The 25,619-nt window shown below is 59.6% G+C and carries 25 protein-coding genes; 13 read left to right on the forward strand and 12 right to left on the reverse strand.

The features are described 5' to 3' along the window. Positions 1-2 precede the first annotated feature (2 nt). From GOW98_RS17920 to amaB, 3 genes are all read left to right on the forward strand, one after another. Entirely contained in the window at positions 3-1,178 is a 1,176-nt protein-coding gene (locus GOW98_RS17920) for a 2-aminoethylphosphonate--pyruvate transaminase (protein WP_170334551.1), read from the forward strand. A 119-nt stretch (positions 1,179-1,297) separates the two neighbouring features. Further along, positions 1,298-2,404, forward strand: coding sequence for a saccharopine dehydrogenase family protein (locus tag GOW98_RS17925; protein WP_170334553.1), 1,107 nt, complete (start codon positions 1,298-1,300; stop codon positions 2,402-2,404). Between the two features lie 18 nt (positions 2,405-2,422). Next, complete coding sequence (amaB, locus tag GOW98_RS17930) at positions 2,423-3,919, forward strand: L-piperidine-6-carboxylate dehydrogenase (protein ID WP_437436866.1); 1,497 nt, start codon at positions 2,423-2,425, stop codon at positions 3,917-3,919. Between the two features lie 32 nt (positions 3,920-3,951). Here the strand turns inward: amaB and GOW98_RS17935 are convergent, their stop codons facing one another. Beyond that, positions 3,952-5,529 carry a DUF5928 domain-containing protein gene (locus tag GOW98_RS17935; protein WP_170334557.1) on the reverse strand — a complete coding sequence of 526 codons (1,578 nt, stop codon included), beginning with the start codon at positions 5,527-5,529 and terminating at the stop codon, positions 3,952-3,954. A 142-nt stretch (positions 5,530-5,671) separates the two neighbouring features. Here GOW98_RS17935 and GOW98_RS17940 point away from each other — a divergent pair, with 142 nt between their 5' ends. After that, a complete protein-coding gene (locus GOW98_RS17940) occupies positions 5,672-6,490 on the forward strand; it encodes a sulfotransferase family protein (RefSeq protein ID WP_170334559.1) in 819 nt (272 codons plus the stop codon). Between the two features lie 197 nt (positions 6,491-6,687). Here GOW98_RS17940 and ilvD read toward each other — a convergent pair whose 3' ends face one another. Further along, positions 6,688-8,520 (reverse strand): dihydroxy-acid dehydratase, encoded by a 1,833-nt coding sequence (gene ilvD / locus GOW98_RS17945; RefSeq protein ID WP_170334561.1) that lies wholly within the window; start codon positions 8,518-8,520, stop codon positions 6,688-6,690. A 107-nt stretch (positions 8,521-8,627) separates the two neighbouring features. On the opposite strand from ilvD, the gene GOW98_RS17950 reads away from it, so the two are divergent. The 4 genes from GOW98_RS17950 (at position 8,628) to GOW98_RS17965 (ending at position 11,610) form a co-directional block, all read left to right on the forward strand. Further along, a complete protein-coding gene (locus tag GOW98_RS17950; RefSeq protein WP_170334563.1) occupies positions 8,628-9,191 on the forward strand; it encodes a helix-turn-helix domain-containing protein in 564 nt (187 codons plus the stop codon). A gap of 30 nt (positions 9,192-9,221) precedes the next feature. Beyond that, positions 9,222-9,491 carry a CBU_0592 family membrane protein gene (locus GOW98_RS17955; protein WP_170327862.1) on the forward strand — a complete coding sequence of 90 codons (270 nt, stop codon included), beginning with the start codon at positions 9,222-9,224 and terminating at the stop codon, positions 9,489-9,491. Between the two features lie 80 nt (positions 9,492-9,571). Further along, positions 9,572-10,426, forward strand: a complete 855-nt coding sequence (gene sseA / locus GOW98_RS17960; protein ID WP_170334565.1) for a 3-mercaptopyruvate sulfurtransferase — start codon at positions 9,572-9,574, stop codon at positions 10,424-10,426. Next, a complete protein-coding gene (locus tag GOW98_RS17965; protein ID WP_170334567.1) occupies positions 10,426-11,610 on the forward strand; it encodes an aromatic amino acid transaminase in 1,185 nt (394 codons plus the stop codon). Before sseA ends, GOW98_RS17965 begins: the two co-directional genes overlap by 1 nt. A 129-nt stretch (positions 11,611-11,739) precedes the next feature. Here the strand turns inward: GOW98_RS17965 and GOW98_RS17970 are convergent, their stop codons facing one another. Together GOW98_RS17970 and GOW98_RS17975 are read right to left on the reverse strand one after the other, a co-directional pair. Further along, a complete protein-coding gene (locus GOW98_RS17970) occupies positions 11,740-13,053 on the reverse strand; it encodes an ammonium transporter (protein ID WP_170334569.1) in 1,314 nt (437 codons plus the stop codon). A 34-nt stretch (positions 13,054-13,087) separates the two neighbouring features. Continuing rightward, a complete protein-coding gene (locus GOW98_RS17975; RefSeq protein WP_170334571.1) occupies positions 13,088-13,426 on the reverse strand; it encodes a P-II family nitrogen regulator in 339 nt (112 codons plus the stop codon). 258 nt (positions 13,427-13,684) lie between these two features. Between GOW98_RS17975 and GOW98_RS17980 the strand changes: the two genes are divergently transcribed. After that, positions 13,685-15,874: a transglycosylase domain-containing protein gene (locus tag GOW98_RS17980; protein WP_170334573.1), complete on the forward strand. Its 2,190-nt coding sequence runs from the start codon at positions 13,685-13,687 to the stop codon at positions 15,872-15,874. A gap of 59 nt (positions 15,875-15,933) precedes the next feature. Here GOW98_RS17980 and leuB read toward each other — a convergent pair whose 3' ends face one another. Further along, complete coding sequence (gene leuB / locus GOW98_RS17985; protein WP_170334575.1) at positions 15,934-17,037, reverse strand: 3-isopropylmalate dehydrogenase; 1,104 nt, start codon at positions 17,035-17,037, stop codon at positions 15,934-15,936. Positions 17,038-17,128: 91 nt separating this feature from the next. Here leuB and GOW98_RS17990 point away from each other — a divergent pair, with 91 nt between their 5' ends. Then, positions 17,129-17,656 (forward strand): redoxin domain-containing protein, encoded by a 528-nt coding sequence (locus GOW98_RS17990; protein ID WP_170334578.1) that lies wholly within the window; start codon positions 17,129-17,131, stop codon positions 17,654-17,656. A gap of 3 nt (positions 17,657-17,659) precedes the next feature. Here the strand turns inward: GOW98_RS17990 and GOW98_RS17995 are convergent, their stop codons facing one another. The 3 genes from GOW98_RS17995 to GOW98_RS18005 are packed head-to-tail and all read right to left on the reverse strand — an operon-like array spanning position 17,660 to position 20,481. Further along, positions 17,660-18,553, reverse strand: coding sequence for a LysR family transcriptional regulator (locus GOW98_RS17995; protein WP_170334579.1), 894 nt, complete (start codon positions 18,551-18,553; stop codon positions 17,660-17,662). 57 nt (positions 18,554-18,610) lie between these two features. Then, on the reverse strand, positions 18,611-19,654 hold the full coding sequence (locus tag GOW98_RS18000) for an endonuclease/exonuclease/phosphatase family protein (RefSeq protein ID WP_170334581.1): 1,044 nt from the start codon (positions 19,652-19,654) through the stop codon (positions 18,611-18,613). Then, positions 19,651-20,481 (reverse strand): hypothetical protein, encoded by an 831-nt coding sequence (locus GOW98_RS18005; RefSeq protein WP_170334583.1) that lies wholly within the window; start codon positions 20,479-20,481, stop codon positions 19,651-19,653. Before GOW98_RS18005 ends, GOW98_RS18000 begins: the two co-directional genes overlap by 4 nt. On the opposite strand from GOW98_RS18005, the gene GOW98_RS25570 reads away from it, so the two are divergent. Continuing rightward, positions 20,381-20,740: a hypothetical protein gene (locus tag GOW98_RS25570; RefSeq protein WP_217359639.1), complete on the forward strand. Its 360-nt coding sequence runs from the start codon at positions 20,381-20,383 to the stop codon at positions 20,738-20,740. The two genes, GOW98_RS18005 and GOW98_RS25570, sit on opposite strands and share 101 nt — an antisense overlap. A 101-nt stretch (positions 20,741-20,841) precedes the next feature. Here GOW98_RS25570 and leuD read toward each other — a convergent pair whose 3' ends face one another. From leuD to GOW98_RS18025, 4 genes are read right to left on the reverse strand one after another with little or no spacing between them, the layout of a single operon-like run. Next, entirely contained in the window at positions 20,842-21,447 is a 606-nt protein-coding gene (gene leuD, locus GOW98_RS18010) for a 3-isopropylmalate dehydratase small subunit (RefSeq protein ID WP_170334585.1), read from the reverse strand. 42 nt (positions 21,448-21,489) lie between these two features. After that, positions 21,490-22,035: an HdeD family acid-resistance protein gene (locus tag GOW98_RS18015; protein ID WP_170334587.1), complete on the reverse strand. Its 546-nt coding sequence runs from the start codon at positions 22,033-22,035 to the stop codon at positions 21,490-21,492. 37 nt (positions 22,036-22,072) lie between these two features. Continuing rightward, positions 22,073-23,476, reverse strand: coding sequence for a 3-isopropylmalate dehydratase large subunit (gene leuC, locus GOW98_RS18020; RefSeq protein ID WP_170334589.1), 1,404 nt, complete (start codon positions 23,474-23,476; stop codon positions 22,073-22,075). A gap of 43 nt (positions 23,477-23,519) precedes the next feature. Next, positions 23,520-23,615 carry an isopropylmalate isomerase gene (locus GOW98_RS18025; protein WP_254438069.1) on the reverse strand — a complete coding sequence of 32 codons (96 nt, stop codon included), beginning with the start codon at positions 23,613-23,615 and terminating at the stop codon, positions 23,520-23,522. A gap of 102 nt (positions 23,616-23,717) precedes the next feature. On the opposite strand from GOW98_RS18025, the gene GOW98_RS18030 reads away from it, so the two are divergent. Together GOW98_RS18030 and rsfS are read left to right on the forward strand one after the other, a co-directional pair. Then, positions 23,718-25,070: a mechanosensitive ion channel family protein gene (locus GOW98_RS18030; RefSeq protein WP_170334593.1), complete on the forward strand. Its 1,353-nt coding sequence runs from the start codon at positions 23,718-23,720 to the stop codon at positions 25,068-25,070. Positions 25,071-25,235: 165 nt separating this feature from the next. Continuing rightward, positions 25,236-25,595 carry a ribosome silencing factor gene (gene rsfS, locus GOW98_RS18035; protein WP_170327847.1) on the forward strand — a complete coding sequence of 120 codons (360 nt, stop codon included), beginning with the start codon at positions 25,236-25,238 and terminating at the stop codon, positions 25,593-25,595. The last annotated feature ends 24 nt before the right edge of the window (positions 25,596-25,619 follow it).

A 25,619-nucleotide genomic window follows, 5' to 3' on the forward strand; every position in this document is an offset into this window, starting at 1 on the left:
TCATGTCTTCCTTTCCCCGCCCCGAACTCGGAGAGCCCTACCTGCTGACGCCAGGGCCGCTGACGACTTCGTATTCCGTGAAACAGGCGATGCTGTGCGACTGGGGCAGCTGGGATGGCGATTTTCGCGCAATGACGGCCGAGTTGCGTTCGCGGCTTCTGGATCTGCTGGGCGCCGGTAAAGAAGACTATGACTGCGTGCCCATGCAAGGGTCGGGCACCTTCGCGGTCGAGGCGATGCTGAACTCGATGATCCCACCCGACGGCAAGGCACTGGTGCTGGCCAATGGCGCCTATGGCAAACGCGCGGCGCAGACGCTGGCCTATACCGGGCGCGGACATGTGGTGCTGGACAAGGGTGACTACCTGCCGCCCCTAGGGGCCGAGGTGGCGCAGATACTGGCCGATGATCCGGCGATCACCCATGTGGTTGCGATCCACTGTGAAACCAGCTCGGGCATCCTGAACCCGCTGCATGAGATTTCTCAGGCCACGGCGGCGGCGGGACGCAAGCTGCTGATCGACAGCATGTCGGCCTTTGGTGCGATCCCGCTGCAACCAAGTGAGTACTCGTTCGAGGCGCTGGTCTCTTCGGCCAACAAATGCATCGAAGGCGTGCCGGGCTTTGGCTTTGTTCTGGCCCGCAAGTCGGCGCTGGCCGAAGCGAAAGGCAACTGCCCCTCGCTCAGCCTGGACCTGTACGCGCAATGGGACGCGATGGAGAAAACCGGCCAGTGGCGCTTTACCCCGCCGACCCATGTGGTTGCGGCCTTTCTGCAGGCGCTGACCGAACATGCCGCCGAAGGTGGCGTGGCTGGGCGCGGTGCCCGCTATAAGCGCAACCGCGATGTCATGGTGTCGGGGAGGCGTGATCTGGGGTTTGAGACCCTGCTGTCGGATGAATGGCTGTCGCCGATCATCGTCACCTTCTTCTGCCCGGCAGACCCGAATTTTGACTTTGGGCGGTTCTACGATCTGATGCAAGATCAAGGCTTTATCATCTATCCCGGCAAACTGACCGTGGTCGAGAGCTTCCGGGTCGGTTGCATCGGTCGCATGGACGCGGACGTGATGCGCGCCGTGGTCGCCGCTGCGAAACAGGCCTTGGTCGAGATGAATGTCGCCAGTGCCGCCCCGCCGGCCGAGGCGGTCGCTTCGCGCATGGCGCAGATCGCTTAATGCATTTTGACGAAAATATCGTCAAAATGACGTAACTTTCGGCGTTTTCGTCAAGATACCCCCTGCGGATCGAACAGCCCGCGCTTCATACTTTCAATAAACGAAAGAGGAGGCGCGTTTTGAGCTGGAATATTTGTGTCATAGGGGCAGGCAAGATCGGTCAGATGATCGCCAGCCTGCTGCAAGCATCCCCCAACTACTCGGTCACCGTGGCGGATCGCGATCTGGCCGCTCTGTCGGTGCTGAACAAGCAGGGGATTGCAACTCGGCAAATTGATGTGGGGGATGAGGCGCAACTGGCGCAGGGGCTGGCCGAGTTCGATGCCGTGATCTCGGCGGCTCCGTTCTTTCTGACGCCCAAGATTGCCAAGGCCGCCAAGACAGCAGGCGCACATTACTTCGACCTGACCGAAGATGTCGCCGCCACCAATGCGGTGCGTGAACTGGCCGAGGACAGCAAAACCGCCTTCATGCCGCAATGCGGTCTGGCGCCGGGCTTTGTCGGCATTGCCGGGGCTGCACTAGCGTCCGAGTTTGACGATCTCGACAGCTTGCATATGCGGGTGGGGGCCTTGCCGCTCTATCCGACCAACGCGCTGAAATACAATCTGACATGGTCCACCGACGGGCTGATCAACGAGTATTGCAACCCCTGCGATGCCATCGTGAACGGCGAGCGGGTGAAAACCGCACCTCTGGAAGACTACGAGGTGCTGGGCCATGACGGGGTGGAGTATGAGTGTTTCAACACCTCGGGCGGGCTGGGCACCTTGCCGGAAACTCTGGAAGGCAAGGCGCGGGCAGTGTCGTACCGCTCAATCCGCTATCCCGGCCATTGCGATATCCTGAAGCTGCTGCTCAAGGATCTGGGGCTGGAGCGCCGCCGTGATCTGCTGAAAGACATCTTTGAAACTGCCCTGCCGCGCACGGATCAGGATGTGGTTCTGGTTTATTGCACCGCCAAAGGCATGATCGACGGGGCCCTGCGCGAGAAATCCCTGATCAACAAAAGCTTTGCCCGCACCATCAACGGGCAGGTCTGGAGCGCCATTCAGGTGACTACCGCCGCGGGCGTTCTGGGCGTGGTTGATCTGATGCGCACGGGGGCTTTGCCCAGCACAGGGTTTGTCCGGCAGGAGCAGGTGAACTTGCCCGACTTCCTCAACACCGAATTTGGCCGGCTCTATCGCGCCGGTGACGTCACCCAACAGAATAAAGCGGCCTGAGATATGAAAGACATCGTAATGACAGCCCAAACCACTCTCGCAAATCTGGACCTGACCGAGGCGGAGCTGACCGGCGGTACGCTGGCCGTGCGGTCTCCCATCGACGGCAACCTGCTGGCTGAAGTGCATGAGACGCCCGACGCCGACATGGATGCTGTCTTTGCCCGCTCCAAAGCGGCTTTTAAAGCATGGCGCACTGTACCGGCCCCGCGTCGGGGCGAACTGATCCGTCTGCTGGGCGAGGAACTGCGCGCCGCCAAGGATGATCTGGGCGCGCTGGTCAGCTGGGAGGCGGGCAAGATCACCTCGGAAGGCCTCGGCGAAGTTCAAGAGATGATAGACATCTGCGACTTTGCCGTGGGCCTGTCGCGGCAGCTGTATGGCCTGACAATTGCATCCGAACGCCCCGGCCACCGGATGATGGAGACCTGGCACCCGGCGGGGCCGGTTGGCGTGATTTCGGCCTTCAATTTCCCAGTTGCGGTCTGGTCGTGGAATGCGGCAATTGCGCTGGTCTGCGGGGACACGGTCATCTGGAAGCCGTCCGAGAAAACCCCGCTGACCGCGATGGCCTGCCAGAAGATCTTCGAACGCGCGTTGGCCCGGTTTGGCGATGCGCCCGAAGGCTTGTTGCAAACATTGATCGGTGGCGCCGCGCTGGGCGAGGCGTTGGTGGCCAGCGAGGATGTGCCGGTAATCTCGGCCACAGGTTCGACCCGCATGGGCCGCGCGGTTGCGCCCATCGTGGCACAGCGGTTCGGCAAGTGTATTCTGGAGCTGGGCGGCAACAACGCGATGATCGTTGGTCCCTCAGCCGATCTGGAAATGGCGGTGCGGGCGATTGTGTTCTCGGCCGTCGGCACCGCAGGCCAACGCTGCACCACGCTGCGCCGTCTGATCGTGCATAAATCGATCCGCGCGGAATTGGTGAGTCGTTTGAAAAAGGCTTATGCCGGTCTGCCCATCGGCAATCCACTGATCGAGGGTACGCTGATCGGCCCGCTGGTGGATGAAGCCTCGGGTGCGGCTATGACAGCGGCCCTGAAAGCGGCTGAAGCTGAGGGTGGTACCGTATTCGGCGGCAACCGGGTAACCGAAGGTGTGCCCGCCGGCGTCTACATGCAGCCTGCCATCGTCGAGATGCCTGGCCAGACCGCAACAGTGAAGACCGAGACCTTTGCCCCGATCCTCTACGTCATGGAATACAGTGATTTCGACGAAGCCATCGAGATTCAGAATGACGTGCCGCAGGGCCTGTCGTCTTGCGTGTTCACCCTGAATATGCGCGAGGCCGAGCAATTCCTGACCGCAGCCGGGTCCGATTGTGGCATTGCCAACGTTAATATCGGGCCTTCGGGGGCCGAGATCGGCGGTGCCTTTGGGGGCGAGAAGGAAACCGGTGGCGGGCGCGAAAGCGGATCGGACGCGTGGAAAGCCTATATGCGGCGCCAGACCAACACCGTGAACTACTCGGCCGAGTTGCCGCTGGCGCAAGGCGTCAAGTTCGACATCTGATCAAAGGGCCCGGCGGCAATACCGTCGCCGGGTCAATCCGCAAACAGGTAATCCAGCCGCATCACGGCTTGTGCCTTGTCCTGCGAGACACCCAAAAACTCGGCCAGGGCGGCCTCATTTTCGGCCCTCGGGTTGGTTTCCCGAATCCGCAAATAACCGTCAAAACCAGCCCCCCGGATCAGCTCGGATTCGTAGGACATCGAGTTGCGCAGCGTCGGCACAAGCCGCGCGACGGTTTCAGTGGGGCTGTTTTCTCCGGCCAGACCTACCCGGCGGGCGTGACCGATCAGGTAGTCGTCGGAATACTCACACTCGATCTCAAGAACATGGGTCTTGGCCTGATCGGCGCAGAAATCCTGAATGATGTCCAGATTGGCCGGATCGACGCAGATCACCAGCTTGTCGGTGCCGAAATGGTCGAACAACATCCTCACCACCGCGCGCCGGTGGCGCGAACGTTTCTGTAGCGTTGTCTCGATCCCGCCGAGATCGGGCAAGGGGGTGTTTTCTTCGTTGAACAGGTATTCGACGCAGGGAATATCCGTCTCGGAGGTGATCTGATCGACCAACCGCTTGGCCACATGCCATTTCTTACAGGCGATCAGGAAAACCTCACGCTCAGGGCCCAGCGTATTCCCAGCCTCCCAGAACCGTTGCCCGAACCGGCGGCCAACGCGGCCGCGCCCGGTCAGGAAACCATAGAGATTGCGGCCCTCATCCGAGATTTTGAACTCAACCTCTTCGCTTGCGTAAAGCGCGCCCAGCCGTTCTTTCAGTTCATGCGCTTCGGGGCTGATCTTGCGGGCGAACAGGTAATCCTGCCTCAGCAGCATGTCGTAATGGTCGTTGTAGAAGGTTACCGGCATTCCGTAATCCGAGAACATCAGAAAGGTCGGGGTGCGATTTTCAATCTCTTCCTTGGGGATCAGGTGGCGGACGAGGGTTTGAAAGAAAGTTTCATCCGGAATCCAGGTGGTCGAGAAAAAGCGTTTCACATCCGGGCGCTGTTGCAGAAAGTCGAGGATCATCTCGACCGTGCGGCGGCGCAGGCACCACCACTGGCTGCCGATCATGACCTGAATATCAGCCGGTATCTCGCGGGTCAGGCCAAAGCGTTTTTGCAGATCGTATGAGGTGTAGAACCGTTTGCTTTGGGTGCGTTCGTTGAAGAAGTGGCGATAGATCAACCGGTCGTCCTTCATGCCGGTCTTGATCCAGTTACTGGCAAAGAAATCGTGGCTTTCGATAAAATCCTTGTCGTTTTCGTCCAGGAACCAATGGGCGTATTCGGCCGTTTTGATCGCCATGCAATCGCCGGACAACATGTAGAAATGCGTGGCGCGGGGAAAGGCGTCGACGGCGGCCTGCAGCGCGTTCAGCGTTGCCTGAACCAATGACCACTCGCCCCAGCCGCATTTGATGCGCTTGGCGGCGAAGGTGACATTCGGGTTGTCCTTCAGGGCCGAGCGAATACGATCATAGGCCGCCGCATTGGCGCGCGCATCAAAGTGAATGGCCATGCAATCCCCTGCAGCAGTCAGTTGCCCTGCCTGGGCAATGATCGCCTCGGGGTCTTTGTGGCACAAAAGTATGTAGGCAATCTTTGCCATTTTCGCTCTGCTTGACCTGTTTCGGCTGGTATCCACCCGTGATACTGAGGATGAGCGATTGAATAAACAGAATATTTTTGGTTCTTTGGCTACAAAAGCAGGCGTGTTTAGTGAGTTCTGACCTGTTAAGGAGGCGCAGCAGATGGGTTTTCCCGGTACTTGGATGACCGAAAGCGAAAGTATGGTGTACCGTGTCGTGCCGAAATGTGCCTGCTCGACCATCGGGCAGATCATGTATTTCTCGGACCATGGGCGGTTCTTTGACGGCGATATCCACGACGCAAAAGACGGGTTGCACAAATGGGCGTTCGATCATAGCCAGGACCGTATCACGGGCAATATTCGCAATCATGGGTCTTATTCCTTTACCTGCGTACGCAATCCCTACACGCGGATTCTAAGTTCGTTCTTCGATAAGATCTGCGGCATTCAGCGGAACGGAAAACGCTATCGGGGCAATCTGGTTCCGACGTTGATCTACAATTACGGAATCGAAGTGGGTGGCGATGACGGCAAAGGTGAGTTCGACCAGATTGCCAGTTTCCGCCGCTTTCTATTATTCGCACGGGATACGATCCGCTGGCGCAGGCCGATGGATCCCGACATTCACTGGTCGGCGATGTCAGGCCATGTCTCGACCTTCATTGTAAACGGAGGGCGGTACGACCGGATTTTCTGGACCGAGAAGTTCAACGACGGGATGCAGGGTGTTCTGGACAATCTCGACACGCCGCACGCGATAAACTTGTCAGATATCCCCCGGTTCAACGAATCCGAGGGCCACGGTCCCAAGCGCGCCCATCCGGTCGAGGACTACTTCGACGATCTGTCGATGCATCTGGTTTATGAAATCTACAAACAGGATTTCGAGCTGTTCAAATACGATTTCGAAAACCCGTCAAACAAGATGCCGATTGGCGAAATTGATCTGGAGGAGGTCCACGCCAAACTCGGCGACTGACACTGCCTCAGAGCGCTCCCGCCCACCGTCAATGTCTCTGACAAGGCATCTCCTCTGGTTGGGCCCGGCGCCGCGCAAAGCGCGGCGCCGGGCCCAAAGCCGAACGCGGCATCGGCATAGCCGATGGTGCGCTTCGGGCGCGGGAGCCTTTCGAGGCTGGAAAGAACCGGTCCCGATCTGGAGCCGGTTCTTGTCGCTTAGACCTGACGCACAGCGCCTTTGGCGGCGCTGGTTGTCAGCTTGGCATAGGCCTTGAGCGCCGTGGATACCTTGCGCTTGCGCGGTTCGGCGGGTTCCCAGCCCTTTTCATCCTGTTCTTCCCGGCGCGCTGCCAGTTCTTCGTCGGACACGGCCAGATGGATGGAACGGTTAGGAATGTCGATCTCGATCTTGTCGCCCTGGCGCACCAGTCCGATTTCACCACCTTCGGCGGCCTCAGGCGAGACGTGGCCGATCGACAGGCCCGAGGTGCCGCCAGAGAAGCGGCCGTCAGTCAGCAAGGCACAAGCTTTGCCCAGGCCTTTGGATTTCAGATACGAGGTCGGATACAGCATCTCTTGCATCCCCGGCCCTCCGCGCGGGCCTTCATAGCGGATAACCACCACATCGCCGGCCTCTACTTTGCCGGTCAGGATGTCATTGACCGCCTGATCCTGGCTTTCGCAGACGTAAGCCGTGCCGGTGAAGGTCAGGCTGGCCGGATCGACGCCCGCGGTTTTCACGATGCAGCCGTCACGCGCGATGTTGCCGAACAGAACCGCCAGACCGCCATCCTGACTGAAGGCGTGTTCCTTGCTGCGGATCACACCGCCTTCCCGGTCGGTGTCCAGTTCCTTATAGCGGTTCGACTGGCTGAACGCCTGCGTGGTGCGCACGCCACCGGGGGCAGCCTTGAACAGTTCCTGCGCCTTCGGGTTGTTGGCGATCTTGATGTCCCAGTTGGCAATCGCCTCACCGATGGTGCCGGAGTGAACCGTGCTGCAATCTTCGTGCAGCAAACCGGCACGGCCAAGTTCACCGAGGATCGAAAAGATGCCGCCGGCACGGTGCACGTCCTCCATGTGCACGTTCTCGGTGTTGGGCGCAACTTTGCACAGACACGGCACCTTGCGGCTGAGGCGGTCCATGTCGGACATGGTGAAATGCACCTCGCCCTCATGCGCGATGGCCAACAGGTGCAGGACGGTGTTGGTTGACCCGCCCATGGCGATATCCAGGCTCATGGCGTTTTCAAACGCCTCAAAGGTGGCGATTTCACGCGGCAGGAAGCCCTTTTCGTTCAAGTCATAGTGGCGTTTGGTGATCTCAACGATGCGGCGACCGGCCTCAAGGAACAGTTCTTTGCGGTCTGCGTGCGTTGCCAGAGTTGAACCGTTGCCCGGCAGTGCCAGACCCAGCGCCTCGGCCAGACAGTTCATTGAGTTGGCGGTGAACATGCCAGAGCACGAACCACAGGTGGGGCAGGCGTTCTCTTCTATATGTTTCACCTGTTCATCGGTGTAATGATCGTCGGCGGCAGCGACCATCGCGTCGACGAGGTCGATTTTCTTGACGTCCAGATCCTCGATGTCGATCTTGCCGGCTTCCATCGGCCCGCCCGAGACAAAGATCGCCGGGATGTTCAGGCGCATCGCCGCCATCAACATGCCCGGTGTGATCTTGTCGCAGTTCGAGATGCAGACCATCGCGTCTGCGCAATGCGCGTTGACCATGTATTCCACAGAATCCGCGATCACCTCACGTGAGGGCAGTGAATACAGCATCCCGTCGTGGCCCATGGCGATGCCGTCATCCACAGCGATGGTGTTGAATTCCTTGGCCACACCACCTGCGGCCTCAACCTCGCGTGCAACCATCTGGCCCAGATCCTTCAGGTGCACGTGACCCGGCACGAACTGGGTGAACGAGTTGACGATGGCGATGATCGGCTTGCCGAAATCGCTTTCGGTCATGCCTGTGGCGCGCCACAGGCCACGGGCACCGGCCATGTTGCGGCCATGGGTGGAGGTTCTGGATCGGTACATTGGCATGATGCTGTTTCCCTTTTGCCCCGGTTGCGATATGCGGGGTGCGTACGTTATAGCGCACGTACCACATGTGCGCTATAACGCACAAGGGGATTCGAAAGACGATTGATATGGCACCGGACGATATAACGCTGAAACTACGGGATGTACGGGCGGCCTCGGGGCTGAGCCTGTCGAAGGTGGCCGAGATGACCGGCGTCAGCAAAGCCATGCTGGGCCAGATCGAGCGCGGCGAATCCAGCCCGACCATCGCGACGCTGTGGAAGATCGCCAAAGGGTTTCAGTTGCCGCTGAGCGCGCTAATCGGCTCGACGGCGTTGCGTGATACGGCAGCGCCGGACGTGTTCCGCACCGTGACCTTTCCCGGCAGCATTGAGGTCAAGATCGTCTTTCCCTTTGACCCCGCCCTGCGCGCCGAGACCTTCCACGTCGATCTAGCACCGAACCAGAGCCACGAATCCGCCGCCCATGCCACTGGCGTAACTGAAGAGGTCTTCGTCCTGAACGGATCGCTCGAGATTCTGCGGGACGGCAAATGGGTGCCGTTGCAGGCCGGGCAGGGGTTGCGGTTTGCAGCGGACTTGCCGCATGGCTATCGCGCCGGTGAACAGGGGGCCGCGTTTCTGAACATGCACCATTATGCGCAGCTTGATGCGTTGGCCGCGATCGGCTGAACACCAATCCAAAAAAGCCCGAGGGACAACATGGCCGCTTTTCTTGAAACTCTGACGCTGGCGGATGCCGTCGGCTCGTTCGGTGCGCTGGTTGTTGTGGCTGCGTATTTCGCCACTCAGATGCGGATGATGAATTCGGACGATCTGGCGTTTCCGGTGCTGAATTTGGCGGGGTCGATCCTGATCGTCTATTCATTGCTTCAGAACTTCAATCTGGCCTCAATGTTGATTGAATCCTTCTGGATTCTGATCAGCATGATCGGGATCGTTCAGTTTTTCCGCCTCAGACGCGCGCGCTAGGCGGACAACGCCCCTTCCAGCCTTGAACCCCAATGCGAGCGCGTATAGGGACAAAACAAGCTCGCTTAGGGGAGGCTTTGATGCAGGACGATCCGAAAACCCTCGTTTCAACCGAATGGCTTGCCGCCCATATCAAGGACCCGGATCTGCGGATTCTGGACGGGTCGTGGTATTTGCCGCAGCAGGGGCGCGACGCCAAGGCGGAATACGACGAGGCGCATATTCCCGGCGCCCGGTTCTTCGACATAGATGAGATTTCCGACAGGCGGTCTGATCTGCCGCATATGGCGCCTCCGGTCGAAAAGTTCATGTCGCGCTTGCGGGCGATGGGTGTGGGCGATGGCCATCAGGTCGTGGTCTATGACGGTGCCGGTCTGATGTCGGCCGCGCGGGTCTGGTGGCTGTTCCGGCTGATGGGGCAAGAAAACGTGGCCGTTCTGGACGGCGGTTTCCCCAAATGGCAGGCCGAGGGCCGCGAGATCGAGGATCTGCCGCCCGTTATCCGCGACCGTCACATGACGGTGCGCGTACAGAACCATCTGGTGCGCGACGTGACGCAGGTGTCGTCTGCTGCCAAGCTGGCCGATCACGAGATCATCGACGCCCGATCGGCAGCCCGGTTTGCCGGGGCCGAGGCGGAACCGCGCGAAGGATTGCGCTCGGGCCATATTCCGGGTTCGCGCAACGTGCCCTTTGGCACTCTGCTGAACAAAAACGGCACGATGAAATCGCCTGACGAATGCCGTGCCGTGTTCGAGACCGCAGGCGTGGACCTGTCGAAGCCCGCCATCACCTCTTGTGGGTCGGGCGTGACCGCTGCGATCCTTAGCCTAGCGTTGGAACGCTTGGGCAAGAAAGATCATTCGCTTTATGACGGCTCCTGGGCTGAATGGGGTGCTTTCCCGACCCTGCCCGTCGCAACCGGAGAGAACTGATGTTCGAAAACCTCAAACCGCAGCCCGCCGACAAGATCCTGGCGCTGATGCAGGCGTACCGCGAAGACCCGCGTGATCAGAAAATCGACCTGGGTGTTGGCGTCTACAAGAACGCCGAGGGCGTGACGCCCGTGATGCGCGCGGTTAAGGCCGCCGAAAAACGCATTCTCGAAGAGCAGGAAACCAAGGCCTATACCGGTCTGGCTGGTGACCCTGCCTATGCCGATGCAATGATCAGCCTGATCCTTGGCGACGCGGTGCCACGCGCGAACATTGCCGCCGTGGCGACCCCCGGCGGCACCGGCGCGTGTCGGCAAGCGTTCGAGATGATCCGCATGGCCAACCCGTCGGCACGCGTGTTCGTGTCGAACCCCACATGGCCGAACCATCTGTCGATCCTGAACTATCTGGGGATGGAGACGGTTCAGTACCGTTACTTCGATGGTGAGACCCGAGGCGTCGATTTCGACGGCATGGTCGCGGACCTGAAAACCGCCAAAGCGGGCGACGTGGTGCTGCTACACGGCTGCTGCCACAACCCGACCGGCGCCAACCTGAACTTGGTGCAGTGGCAAGAGGTTGTGAACATCATCAACGAGCTGGGCCTCGTGGCGATGATCGACATTGCCTATCAGGGTTTTGGCGACGGACTGGAAGAAGACGCGCAGGCGACCCGTCTGGTGGCCTCGTCAGTCAAACGCTGCCTGATCGCAGCGTCGTGCTCGAAGAACTTCGGCGTTTACCGTGAGCGCACCGGCCTGCTGATGGCGATCAGCGATGATGCGGCGCAAACGGCTCTGAATCAGGCGACGCTGGCGTTTCTGAACCGCCAGAACTATTCGTTCCCGCCGGACCATGGCGCGCGGGTTGTGACCACGATCCTGACCGACGACGCCCTGCGCGCCGACTGGGCGGCCGAGTTGGAAGAGGTCCGCCTGTCGATGCTGGGCCTGCGCCAGCAGCTGTCGGACGAGTTGCAGCGCCTGAGCGGGTCGGACCGTTTCAGCTTCATCGCCCAACACCGCGGCATGTTCTCGCGTCTGGGCGCGGCACCGGAGCTGGTCGAGAAACTGCGCGCAGATCACGGCATCTACATGGTCGGCGACAGCCGCCTGAACATCGCGGGCCTCAACGCCAACACCGTGCCTATCCTTGCTAAGGCGATTATTGACGTCGGCGTCTGAGCCAGCCATCTGCGAATGACAAAAGCCGCGCAGCACAGCGCGGCTTTTTTGTTTGCCCTGTTCAAAAGACCCCGCCGAAAAGAAAAAGCCGGGCGCGAACGCCCGGCCTTCGAGTGGTTATCTCAGGTCTTAGCCCTTGGAGAACTCGGGGTAAGCTTCCATACCCAGTTCTGCCATGTCGAGGCCGTTGATTTCGTCCTCTTCGCTGACACGGATGCCAAGGGTGGCTTTCAGGATGATCCACAGAACCAGAGCGCCGATAAAGGTGAAGACACCGTATGCGATGATACCGGTCAGCTGTGTGATCAGGTTTGCTTCGCCGTAGAAGATCACGGCGATGGTGCCCCAGATGCCTGCGAACAGGTGAACCGGGATCGCACCAACAACGTCGTCGATCTTGAACTTGTCCAGCATCGGAACCGCGAAGACCACGATGATACCGCCCACAGCACCGATCCACAGCGCACCGAACAGGGTCGGGGCCAGAGGTTCGGCAGTGATCGAAACCAGACCGGCCAGCGCGCCGTTCAGGACCATGGTAAGGTCAGGCTTCTTGTACAGAAGTTGGGTCAGGATCAGGGCTGCGATGGCACCCGAAGCTGCGGCCATGTTGGTGTTGGCAAAGATGCGCGAGACGTCCGATACATCACCCACGGTGCCCATCGCCAGTTGCGAGCCACCGTTGAAGCCGAACCAACCCAGCCACAGGATGAACGTACCCAGAGTTGCGAGTGCCAGGTTCGAACCGGGCATCGGGTGTACTTTGCCCTCTTTGGTGTACTTGCCGATACGCGGGCCAAGGATGATGACACCTGCCAGAGCAGCCCAGCCACCGACCGAGTGTACAACGGTCGAGCCGGCGAAGTCGGAAAAGCCCATGGCGTCCAGCCAGCCGCCGCCCCATTTCCACGAACCCGAAATCGGATACATGATACCGGTTAGTACGACGACAAAGATCAGGAAGGGCCACAGTTTGATACGTTCGGCCACGGCACCGGACACGATGGACGCGGTTGCCGCCACGAAGACCAGTTGGAAGAAGAAGTCCGAACCGATCGACGCGTAATCCAGCGCGGCGTCTGCGGGTGCAACACCCACTGCATCAAGCACGGTCGGGCCGCCAATGGCAAAGAAACCATTGAAGTCGCCCGGATACATCGTGTTGAAGCCAACCAGCCAGTACATGATTGCGGCAATGGAAAACAGCGCGATGTTCTTGATCATCTGCATGGCAACGTTCTTGGAACGCACCAGGCCGCCTTCCAGCATGGCAAAGCCTGCCGCCATGAAGAAGACGAGGAAACCTGCCATCAGGAACAGCAGCGTGGTAAAGATATACTGGGTGTGCAATGCGGCTTCGCCAGCGGCGGCCTCTTGCGCAAGACCCATCTGCGGCAGCGCGACAATCGCGGTGGCAGGGATGAGAGATTTCATCAGGTTCATTGTCAGTCCTCGAATGATAGTGAGTGGGCGCGCGTTACAGCGCCTCTTCGTTCGTTTCCCCGGTCCGCACGCGCAGGGCCTGCTCGACATCGAGAACGAAAATCTTGCCGTCGCCGATCTTGCCGGTTTTGGCGGTTTTGGTGATGGTTTCGACGATCTGGTCGACCATCGCGGCAGGAACCACGATCTCGAGCTTGATCTTGGGTACGAAATTCACGGCGTATTCGGCGCCGCGATAAATTTCCGTGTGACCGGATTGCGAGCCGAAGCCCTTGATTTCGGTCACCATCATGCCGCGCACGCCTGCCTCGGTCAGTGCCTCGCGCACCTCCTCGAGCTTGAACGGCTTGATTGTCGCAATGATCAGTTTCACGTTCTTCCCCTCTGCTTCCCCGGTCTGCCCGGCCTGTTTGCACCTGCAGAAAAAAGCGCGCCTGCGTCGTGTAAGGAACGGTCTGAGCGACGAAACGCTGGGGAAAATAGTGGCAAGGTGCACAATTTTTGCACAAACCGCGTGAGGTGATCAAAAATTAGGCAGTTTGAGAAGGGCGGCTTCCGGAAATTCAGACCTCTACTTCACCGTTGTGTCAGGGTATGGTGCCTCAAAATGATAACCGGGCAGAGTTTGAGCATGACTGAGTCCAGGCGCCGAAAGGCACCGCTTGTCGCGGACAAGAGATACCCGTCGAAAGGGCGCAAACCCACGGCGACCAAGCGGGCTGCAAAGCCCGCTGGAAAGAAGGCGACCGCGCGCAAGACGACGACCCGCAGGACGACCCGAAAGAAGACGCGCCGGAAGTCCGGTGGAAACGGAGGCGGCGGGTTCTTCCGTCGGCTGTTCCGCTGGATTTGGCGGCTGATCTGGGGGGTTACGTGGCGCGTGGGCGCGGTGGTTGCCATGCTGCTGGCGCTGGCGGTAGGGGTTGTCTACACCTCGTTGCCCGACGTGGATGCCTTGCTGGACGGCCGGGCGCGGGGCTCGGTCACGTTGCTGGACCGCGATGGCAAGGTCTTTGCCTGGCGCGGGGATCAGTTCGGCGGGGTGATCACCGCCGACACCGTCTCACCCCATCTGAAAAATGCTGTGGTCGCCACCGAGGACAAGCGATTCTATCGCCATTTCGGTGTCAGCCCCCGGGGCGTCGCCAGTGCGGTTCGAATCAACCTCAGCGAAGGGCGCGGGCCGCTGTCGGGCCATGGTGGGTCGACCATTACGCAACAAACCGCCAAGCTGCTGTGTCTGGGCGTGCCGTACGTGCCCAGCGAGTGGGAGTCCGAGGCCGCGTATGAGTCCGATTGCCGTCAGGGATCGCTGTGGCGCAAGGCCAAGGAAGCGGTCTATGCAATGGCGATGGAGGTGAAATACTCCAAGGACGAGATCCTGACCATCTATCTGAACCGCGCCTTCCTCGGCGCGGGCGCTCGTGGGTTCGAGGCCGCGAGCCAGCGTTACTTTGGTATTTCAGCGGCCGAGGTGTCGCCATCGCAAGCGGCGATGCTGGCGGGTTTGCTGGTTGCACCTACACGCTATGCTCCCACGAATAATCTGCAGCGCTCACAGGACCGGGCGCAGTTGGTGGTTGGGCTGATGGAGGCTCAGGGCTATCTGACGGCCTCGCAGGCCAGCAATGCGCGCAGCAACCCGGCGCAGTTGTCCGAAGCAGCTGCGGCGCGGGCTGGCGGCTATTTTGCCGATTGGGTGATCACCGAGCTGCCCAGCTATTTTGGCACCGATACCACGGATGACGTGGTGATCCGCACCACGCTGGACCAGCGCCTGCAGAAATCGGCGGAAGAGGCGCTGAAGTACATCTTTCAGGAAAAGGTGCGCGAAGGCTCCAAGGCGCAGGCCGCGATTGTTGTGATGTCGGCGGACGGGGCGGTGCGGGCCATGGTCGGCGGGCGCAAGACACGTGTGTCGGGCGCGTTCAACCGCGCCACACAGGCGTTGCGGCAGACGGGATCGTCCTTCAAGCCCTTCGTCTATGCCACAGCGCTGGAGCTTGGCCATTCACCACTGGATACGGTGGTGGATGAGCCCTATTGCGTCAACATTCCCGGGTCGGGCCAGTGGTGCCCCAAGAACTATACTCACAAGTTCTATGGTCGGGTGACGTTGGCGGATGCGCTGAAGAACTCGTTGAACATCCCTGCCGTGAAAGTGGCCGAATTTGTCGGGCTGGACAATGTACGCACCGTGGCCAGCGAGTTCGGCATTGAAAGCAACCTCGCCGAAGGCCCGGCGCTGGCGCTGGGCGCGTCGGAAAGTACTCTGATCGAGATGACCGGGGCTTATGCGGGTATCCTGAACGGTGGCTCGGCTGTGGAACCTTATGGCCTGTCCGAACTGAAACTGCTGGGCGATGAGACTCCGGTGATCGTGACAAGCTCCGGCATTGGTGAGCGGGTGATCAACGACAAGGCCGCCAAGCAGCTGACATGGATGATGGAGCGCGTGGTGTCCGAGGGCACGGGCGGGCGCGCCAAGCTGCCGGGATGGCAGGTGGCGGGCAAGACCGGCACCACTCAGGCGGCGCGGGATGCGTGGTTTATCGGTTTTACCGCGGATTACGTAACGGGTGTCTGGATGGGGTATGATGACAACACGCCGCTGTCCGGTGTGACCGGCGGTGGTTTGCCTGCGGAGATTTGGAAAGAAACAATGCTGCGTGTGACCGAGGGGATGACGCCCACGCCATTGCCGATGCTTGCCCCCGATCCGCCGGTTCAGACGGCGCAGCCGCGGCAACAGCGCCAAAGACAGCAGACCGGTCTGGACAAGGCGATCAACAACCTGCTGAACAATATCTTCGGAAATTAAGGCCACAAAAAAAGGCGGTGCACCGGGCACCGCCTTTTACTTTGGAATGTCAGACCCGATCAGAGGCTCTCGTCCAGAGCCGCCAGAATTGCGTCACCCATTTCGGTGGTCGAGACCGGCTGAACCCCTTCTTCGGCCAGCAGGTCGCCGGTCCGGACGCCATCTGCCAGAACCTTCTCAATTGCGGCTTCCAGACGGTCGGCCTCGGCGCCCTGATCAAAGCTGTAGCGCAGCGCCATGGCGAAGCTGAGGATACAGGCGATCGGGTTGGCCTTGCCCTGACCGGCGATATCCGGGGCAGAGCCGTGAACCGGTTCGTACATCGCCTTGGGGCGGCCATTGGCCATCGGGGCACCCAGGCTGGCCGACGGTAGCATGCCCAGCGAGCCAGTCAGCATCGCGGCACAATCCGACAGGATGTCGCCGAACAGGTTATCGGTGACGATAACGTCGAACTGCTTGGGTGCGCGCACCAGCTGCATCGCGCCGTTGTCGGCATACATATGGGTCACTTCGACCTCGGGGTAATCCTGAGCGACACGGTCCACGACCTCGCGCCAGAGGATACCGGCCTCCATCACGTTGGCCTTTTCCATCGAGCACAGCTTTTTGTTCCGGCGCATCGCCAGTTCAAAGGCGGAACGCGCGGCGCGTTCGATCTCGGATTCGGTGTAACGCTGGGTGTTGATGCCCACACGCTCGTTGCCTTCTTCGAAAATGCCACGCGGCTCGCCGAAATAAACGCCCGAGGTCAGCTCGCGCACGATCATGATGTCCAGACCGGCAACGATATCCTTTTTCAGCGATGAGAAATCGGCCAGCGCGTCAAAGCACTGGGCCGGGCGCAGGTTGGAATACAGGTCCATTTCCTTGCGCAGACGCAGCAGGCCGCGCTCGGGCTTTACACTGAAGTCCAGATCGTCGTATTTCGGGCCGCCCACGGCACCCAGCAGAACCGCGTCGACCTCTTGCGCCTTGGCCATGGTTTCATCCGACAGGGGCTTGCCATGCGCGTCATAGGCGGCACCGCCGACCAGATCTTCGCTCACGTCAAAGTGAAGGCCACGCTTTTCGCCGAACCAATCGATTACGCGGCGCACTTCGGCCATAACTTCGGGGCCAATTCCGTCTCCGGGCAGGATGAGGAGCGAAGGGTTGGACATGAAGGGTCTCCTTGCGTTTCGTCGCAATCGCCCTAGCGTCTGAGCGGCATCGGGTCAATGAGACGAACCCGTCAAATCACGAGGAAAACACATGTTGATACCGGGAAATCCCGCTCCTGCGCTGAAAATCGAAACCGTGGGTGGCGGATCTTTCGATCTGGACGTCGACAAGGGCGAAAATGGGACGTTGGTGATTCAGTATCGCGGACTGCACTGCCCGATCTGCATTAAGCAGATGACCGAGGTCGAAGAAACGCTGGATGACTTTGCCGCGCTGGGCGTTGAAGTGATCATGATCACCACTGACACCGGCGAACGTGCAGCGGAAACTGCCCAGAAAGCTGGGGTATCGCGACTGCGTGTCGGTCACAGCTTGCCATTGGCTGCCGCGCGAGAGGACTGGGGCCTGAACATCTCGACCAAACGCGAAGGCAGCGCTGAACCGGACCTGTTCGCCGAACCCGGCCATTTTTACATCGTGCCTGACCGGACGCTTTATTACGCGTGGCAGCAGACAACGCCATTTGGCCGTCCGGCTATGTCAGATATCGCGGGGGGTCTGAAATTCACGCTGGGCAACAATTACCCTGCGCGTGGCACCTATACCGGACCGCTATAGAGTCTAAAGAGCGGCTTTCAGGCCTTCGGCCAGCAAATCCCAGACCCGGCGGATGCGCGGGGTCTGACGCATCGCTTGAGGGGCCGCCAGCCAAACGGGAAGGGGCTCAATCTCGACATCCAAGTCCAACACTTCGACATCCGGGTCAGCCTCGGCCACCTGAATCTGTGAAAATCCGATGCCGCACCCTGCCCGGATCAACTGCCAATAGGCACTTTGTAGATCGCACCTTGTGGCAAAGCTGTCTTTGCTTGCAGGCCATCCACGTTTCTGCATCCTGTTGATAATGTGTTCATTGGCGTCAAAGCCGACCAGATCGTGATCGAACAGGTCCTCGGGTCGCCGCGGGCGACCGGCGCGATCCAGATAAACCTGCGCGGCACAGAAGCACAGGTTCACATCCCCCAGATAGCGCGAGATGATGTCCATCTGCGCGGGGCGGTACATGCGCACCGCGATATCAGCCTCGCGGTACAGCAGGTTCTCGGTGGCGTCCGTTGCGACCAGTTCAAGCTGGATTGCCGGTTCCAACGCGCGAATCTGCGAGAGTATCGGAGGCAGCAGATGATGTGACGCAAAGACCGAAGCCGTGATGCGCACCGATCCTTCCAGTTGCTGAGACTGACCCGCCGCCGCTAGACTGAATGAGTTCATGGCCGAATGCATCTGCTGTGCCATCGGCAAGAGTTGTGTGCCCACTTCGCTTAGTTTGAGACCACGGGCGTGGCGGTCAAACAGGGAGACGCCCAGTTCATCTTCGAGCGCATGAATCTGGCGTCCCAGCGTTGGCTGGCTGCGATCCAGCTGCCGGGCCGCAGCCGACAGTGACCCGGTTTCGGCTACTGCGAGAAAACTCTGAATGAGGGACCAGTCAGCGTGGGTGAGAGATTTATCCATTCAGAAATGAATACACTTTCTGATGGCCCCGGCAATTCCCCAGGCGAACTGAATGGATCAGTTTGTTGGCTGGGCTGGTGAGGTTACATCGACCCAGACCAGCCGGTGTCTGCTGGCTTGCTCGGCTGTTGTGCGCAGAGGCGTATCCGGTGCGGGCCAGAACACACCCGATCCAGTGACTTGCAGATCGGCTGAAGGCAACACGTAATCCACCCGCATTTCACCCACGGCTTTCCACTCCACGGTGGTCAGTGCGCCCGACACGTCAGTAGGACGGGGGTCTTGCAGGCGGGGATCCGACAACAGTGCCCGGATCGCTTCCCTGCGCCCCTCCCCACGTTCGGGGTCCAGATTGGCATCCCCGGCGATCACAAACGGGCCGTCTGGCCTGCGCCCTATCTCGCCTTCCAGAACGGAGGACCAGAGGCGAATTTCGTCGCGGTTACGCAGCCCGTTACGATCTTCGGGGCCGTCGAACACCGGCGGGGCGGCATGGAACGTCATCAGATCCAGTACGCCGATGGGCGTGTCCACTGGTACGATCCAATGAGCCACGGCGGACAGACGCTGGATGTTATAGGCCTCTTCCGAAGGGAAAGGGCCATCGTCCGTGACTGGCAACTGCGCGCCGGGCAGGTCGCGCCACAGCAGGTTGGTGAAGTCCTGCACGCCTTCAAGTTGAATCGGATACCGCGACAGCACCGCAAGCCCGCCCTGGCCGGTGAACCTGCCCCAACCTTGGGCATCGGCCGGGCCATGCGTTAGTCCGTCCCCGTTCAGATCCAAAGAGGTTTCGAGCCCCGCATTGGGCTGCGCGGCAAAGTGATAGGGGTAATTCAAACCTTGGGCGTACAGCAGATCGGTCAATGCGGTCAGGGCCTCAGCGTTCAGGTCCCAGTCGATACTCTGAAGGGTCACGATATCCGGGCGCGCGGCCACCAGCACGTCGACAACAGCCTGCACCTGCGCGTCGCCGCGCCTTATGTCGCGCAGCAGAAGGCCTGGCCCGTCGCGGCTGAGTTCTGTGTTAAAAGAGGCGACACGTACCACCTGCGCCTGTGCCATTACCGGCACTAGCAGCAGCAGTAGGGCGCGGATCATGCAGCTTGCGTGGACTCGGTCGTAGAATAAGCGCGGCGCTTTTCAACGATCAGATTGGCGATGCGTAGAGTTGCCATGCCGCGCATGATCATACTGGCAGGCAGGAAGGCCCAAGCGCTCATGGTCCAGATCAGAGTCTGAGGGTTGCTCAGCGAGATCGGGCTGGCATAGTCAGTTAAAATCTTGATCAAGGCCGGGATCAGAAAGGGCAGCAGCACCCCGATCGAGATGTTCAGCCTTCCGTCCCGTTGCAGGCGGGTAACGACGTCTCCGCCCTTGGTGGGGTCGAACAGTGGCAGGTTGGTCCAGACGTTGAACGCACCGTTGGCCGTCGGCCAGCCACGCAGCTTTACCGCATAGGCAAAGCTGGCGATGGTCACCAGCGCCGCGACATAAGCCACGCTGGCCGCAATTCGCACAAGTTCTACCAGTGATGGGCCGGCATCTGCGGGCAGCATCAACACAACCAGCCGGACCGGGGAATACGGAAAGTCGACCACATTGGCGACACCAAGACCCAACGCATAGAAAGCCGAGGTCAGACCAGTGGGCAGGTAAGCGTTTTTGCAGATCAGTGTCAGGAACGTGACCATCGTCATCAGCCCGACAAACCGCAGTCGGTTCACAGGCGGTGCGTCGCGAAACTCGATAAAGCTGGGAAAGGCTGAGTTGTATTCGGCAAAAGTCAAAAAGAATGCGAGAATGGCGAGAAAGACGACAATCTCGGTGCCATTCGTTGACGATACGGGCAAGTACAACGCGGGGGTCAGCACCATAAGTGCGACCAATATTCCCCGAATCGCCGCCCCTGTTGTGCGCGCAATCACTATCCGAACCCTTTCAAACTGGATTAGCCGATTCTTCGCCGACCTCAATTCCAACTTGTGCCTGCCGCGAGTGTTGCAGCAGATGCCATTATCACCAACGTTTTACTTGGTGGGTTGCCTGTTGCCACCAACTTTGGCGATAAGCGGCATTTCGCTCAAGCCATGGCGCAGAAAACACGTCATTTCGGGCAAAATGATGGCGCAACTGGTGCGCGAATGCATCATTTTGGACGCAAATCCGGCGTGTGTATCAATGTGACACCTACATGTTGTGTTTTATTGAATTGCAACCCCAAGAATGCGAGCGGGGCCGCCTTGGCGACCCCGTAAAGTTGTGCCTTCACAGATTCGTCAGCAGAATCACACCCACGGACGGGCCTGGCTGGCGTGATCCTCGAACTTGTCGATGTGATGGTCTTTTTCCATGGTCAGGCCGATATCGTCCAGACCGTTCAGCAGGCAGTGCTTGCGGTGCGGGTCGATGTCAAACTCGATCACGACGCCATCCGAAGTTGTGATCTGCTGATCTTCCAGATGCACGGTCATGCGGGCGTTTTCACCCTTATGCGCGTCATCCATGAGGACTGCGTGATGCTCTTCTGCAACCACGATCGGCAGGATGCCGTTCTTGAAGCAGTTGTTGAAGAAGATGTCGGCAAAGCTGGTTGAGATTACAACCTTGATGCCGAAATCCTTGATCGCCCACGGCGCGTGTTCGCGCGACGAACCGCAGCCGAAATTGTCGCCGGCCACCAGAATCTCGGTCTGGCGATAGGCGGGTTTGTTCAGGACGAACTCTTCGTTCTCCTGCCCGTCATCGTGATAGCGCATCTCATCAAACAGCACGACGCCAAGGCCGGACCGTTTGATGGTCTTCAGGTGCACTTTCGGGATGATCATATCGGTGTCGATATTGATCAGCGGCATTGGGGCGGCCACCCCGTGGACTTTTTCAAACTTTTCCATGTCTACACTCCTGCGGGGTAGGGCCGCGCCCGTGCCTCGCGTTTAAGCTTCTTTCGTTTCGTCTTTAGGTGCGTTCCTGACGAAGAACGCCATGAAGACCAGTCCGAACCCGTTGAACAGCATCTCAATGCCAAGGAAGATCCCCAGAATGCTGAGCAGTGCCTGAGGTTCGCTTCCTACATACGTCCAGATGATCCCTGCGAGGATGATCGACAAGATGCCTGAGATCATCGTGGGCCAGAAAAACTGCGTTCCGCGCATCTGGAACGACAGAAAGACCCGCGCGATGCCGCCTGCCATGAACAGGATCAGCATCACCGTCGCAAGGGTCAGGGTTCCCTGCAGCGGGTGATCCAGAAAGGACCAACCCAGAAACAGCATCACCACACCCATGATGAGTGACAGAATCTTGTTGCCGGTTCCTTCGACAGTGAAGCCGCCGACAACCTGCAAAGTGCCGGCAATCAGCAGCAACACTCCGGTTACCACCGTCACCGCAATCGATGCTGCAATGGCATTGCCCAGCGCAAAGACGCCAAATGCTATCGACAGCAGCCCCAGTAGGAGCCATTTGATCCAGTCACTCATGTCTTCAATCCCTCAAATATCTAGATATGAGGGGACCTTACATCAACTCACGGACGTCTGTCAGCCGTCCTGTGATTGCCGCTGCGGCAGCCATTGCAGGGCTCAGCAAGTGGGTGCGTCCGCCGCGGCCCTGGCGGCCTTCGAAGTTTCGGTTCGAGGTCGCGGCACAGCGCTCGCCCGGCTGCAACTGGTCAGGGTTCATCGCCAGACACATCGAGCATCCCGCCAGACGCCATTCGAAACCGGCCTCTTTGAAGATGTCCGCCAGACCTTCTTCCTCGGCCTGAGCGCGAACCAGACCCGAACCGGGCACGACCATGGCGCGCATACCGTCCTTGATCTTTTTACCCTTCAGGATTTCAGCGGCGGCACGCAGGTCTTCAATACGACCGTTGGTGCACGAACCGATGAATACGGTGTCGATTTCCACATCGCTCAGTTTCTGACCAGCTTCCAGCCCCATGTATTCAATCGAACGGCGAGCCGCATCGACCTTGCCGCCTTCGAAATCCTCAGGCTGAGGAACGGTAGCGGTGATCGGCAGCACGTCTTCGGGGCTGGTGCCCCAGGTCACGACCGGCGCGATATCTTCGCCGCGCAGAGTGATGACCTTGTCGAAATGCGCGCCTTCATCGGTGAAGAGCGTTTTCCACCAGTCCATTGCCGCTTCCCACTGTGCGCCTTTCGGGGCGTGTGGGCGGCCTTTGACATATTCATAAGTGGTCTCGTCCGGCGCGATCAGACCCGCGCGGGCGCCGCCTTCGATTGCCATGTTGCAGACGGTCATGCGGCCTTCCATCGACAGGTCGCGGATCGCTTCGCCGCAATACTCGATAACATAGCCGGTGCCGCCGGCGGTGCCGGTCTCACCGATAACGGCCAGAGTGATATCCTTGGCGGTCACGCCCGGCTGCAGTTTGCCGGTGATTTCCACCTTCATGTTCTTGGATTTCTTCTGGATCAGGGTCTGAGTGGCCAGAACATGCTCAACCTCAGATGTACCAATGCCATGGGCCAAAGCACCAAACGCGCCGTGGGTGGCGGTGTGGCTGTCGCCGCAAACAACGGTCATGCCGGGCAGGGTCCAGCCTTGCTCGGGGCCGACGATGTGCACGATGCCCTGACGGACGTCATGCACCGGATAGTAATGAATGCCGAAATCCTTGGCGTTCTTGTCCAGCGCTTCGACCTGAATACGCGATTCCGGGTTCTCGATCCCGTGCACACGGTCTGCTGTGGTCGGAACATTGTGGTCCGGCACGGCGATGGTCTTTTCCGGTGCGCGCACCTTGCGGCCCGCCATGCGCAGGCCTTCGAACGCCTGCGGGCTGGTCACTTCGTGAACCAAGTGGCGGTCGATATACAGCAGGCAGGTGCCATCATCGGCTTCGTGGGCGACATGGGCATCCCAGATCTTGTCATAGAGTGTTTTGGGGGACATTGGTCCTCTCCCGTATGTAATGAGAAATAGCTGGCGAGGTGGCTTAGGCCGCGGATAGGCGGGCCAGAACCGTGCGGGCAGCCCCAAAGAACCGTTCACGCAAACGCGCGCGGTCTTCCAGATTTTGCTGTTGGGCCACATTGAGTCTCATGCGCACCAGATATATCGGGGTTTGCCGTCAATCAAGGTTCAATCCGGCACCGGGCTTGCATCATCAAGCAACGCTGTCCAAGCTGGGGTCATGAACCAGGACCTGATCCCCAGCTCGCTGTCGGACCTCTATGACAACATGGTCGCGGGCTTTTCCGTGCAATTTGAAAACCTTGTCGAACTGATCGTCACACCGGGTTGGCGCCAACATCAGCTGGTGATCATTCTGGGTCTTTGGGTGTTGGCCTATGTCCTGAAACTGACAACGCAAGGCCGTTGGGAGGCCTGGGCCCGTGCTCGCGAAGGGTGGCCGAAATGGCGGTTGCGGGTTCTGGTACAGCTGATGCAGCGCCTGACGCTGGTCTATTTCGTGGTAATGTCCTGGGCGCTATATCTGTTGATGCAGCAGATCACATGGCCCTCGCGCAGTTACATTATCGGGGTTGTGGCGACTTTGGCGCTGGCGTGGCTGGCGATTGCGCTGGTGGCGCGGCTGGTGCGCAACCGGACCCTGCGGCGCATCTTCAAATGGGCCATGTGGGTCTATGCAACGCTTGTGGCGCTGAACCTGACCGATGACGTGGCCGAGTTTCTGGACGGCGTGGCGATTTCCATCGGTGATCTGCACATCTCGGCGCTGGGGATTCTCAAGGCGGTTCTGCTGATCGGCATCCTGCTGACACTGGCCCGCGTCGGCACCCGCGCCGCCGAGCGGGGTTTGATGCGCAATGACGACATCACCCCGTCGATGCAGGTGCTGCTGGCCAAGGGCATTCAGGTGCTGCTGTATGGCGCGGTTTTCCTGGCCGCTATCCGCACGTTGGGGTTCGATCTGACCGGGATTGCGCTGCTGTCAGGTGCGATCGGTGTCGGGATCGGGTTCGGGTTGCAAAAGGTAGTGTCGAACCTGATCTCAGGGATCATCATTCTGATGGACCGGTCGATCAAACCCGGTGACGTGATCTCGCTGGGCGATACCTTTGGCTGGATCAATGCGCTGGGCGCGCGTTATGTCTCGGTGGTCACGCGGGACGGACGGGAGTATCTGATCCCGAATGAGGACCTTATCACCAATCAGGTGGTGAACTGGTCGCATTCGGATAAGTTCGTGCGACTGGATCTGGAGTTCGGCACCAGTTACGACGACGATCCGCACAAGGTCCGGGCAACGGCAATCAAAGCGGTCAAAACCGTAACGCGGGTGCTGAGCGGCGGCGGTCATGAGCCGGTCTGCCACATCACCGGGTTCGGAGACAGCAGCGTGGATTATGTGCTGCGCTTCTGGATTAGCGATCCGACCAAAGGGCTGACCAACATTCGGGGTAATGTTTACCTTGCGCTTTGGGATGCCTTTAAGGCCGAAAACATCTCAATCCCCTTCCCGCAGCGCGAAGTTCGGCTGCTGCCCGACAGCGCAGACGCGCAACAGGTCGCCAAAGAGTGACTCGCCGTGCGTCCCGCCCGGCGGCCTTTCATTGAAATGTTGCATTCCCCTTGTTACCTTAATAATACCCCTGCGCCGGGGTTTTGGCGGCGCGCAGCAAAGGAGGACTATGTCCTGTCTCTACATACCCAGGCGGGTTTGCCCGCCGATGACGGAGCCGGTGTAATGGCTCACTCTCAGTCAATCAGCGACAAGCTGCTTGAACGCATCCTTTCCTCACTTTCCGATGACAAGGCCGAAGACGTCGTGCAGATCAACCTGCAAGGTAAGTCTTCTGTTGCGGATCATATGGTGATTGCCTCGGGTCGGTCGACCCGTCAGGTCGCTGCCATGGCGGAAAAGCTGACGGATCGAATCAAGCAGGAATTCGGTTTCACCTCGAAGGTCGAAGGCAAGGATGCCGGCGACTGGGTGCTGATCGATACGGGCGATGTGATCGTCCATATCTTCCGCCCCGAAGTGCGTGAATTCTACCAGCTGGAAAAGATGTGGCTGCCTCAGGGCGGCAGCGCCTCGGCCAACTGAGGCGCCATCCCGACCTGTATTGAG

The organism is Ruegeria arenilitoris (assembly GCF_013032445.1).
Classification (GTDB): Bacteria; Pseudomonadota; Alphaproteobacteria; order Rhodobacterales; family Rhodobacteraceae; genus Ruegeria; species Ruegeria arenilitoris_F.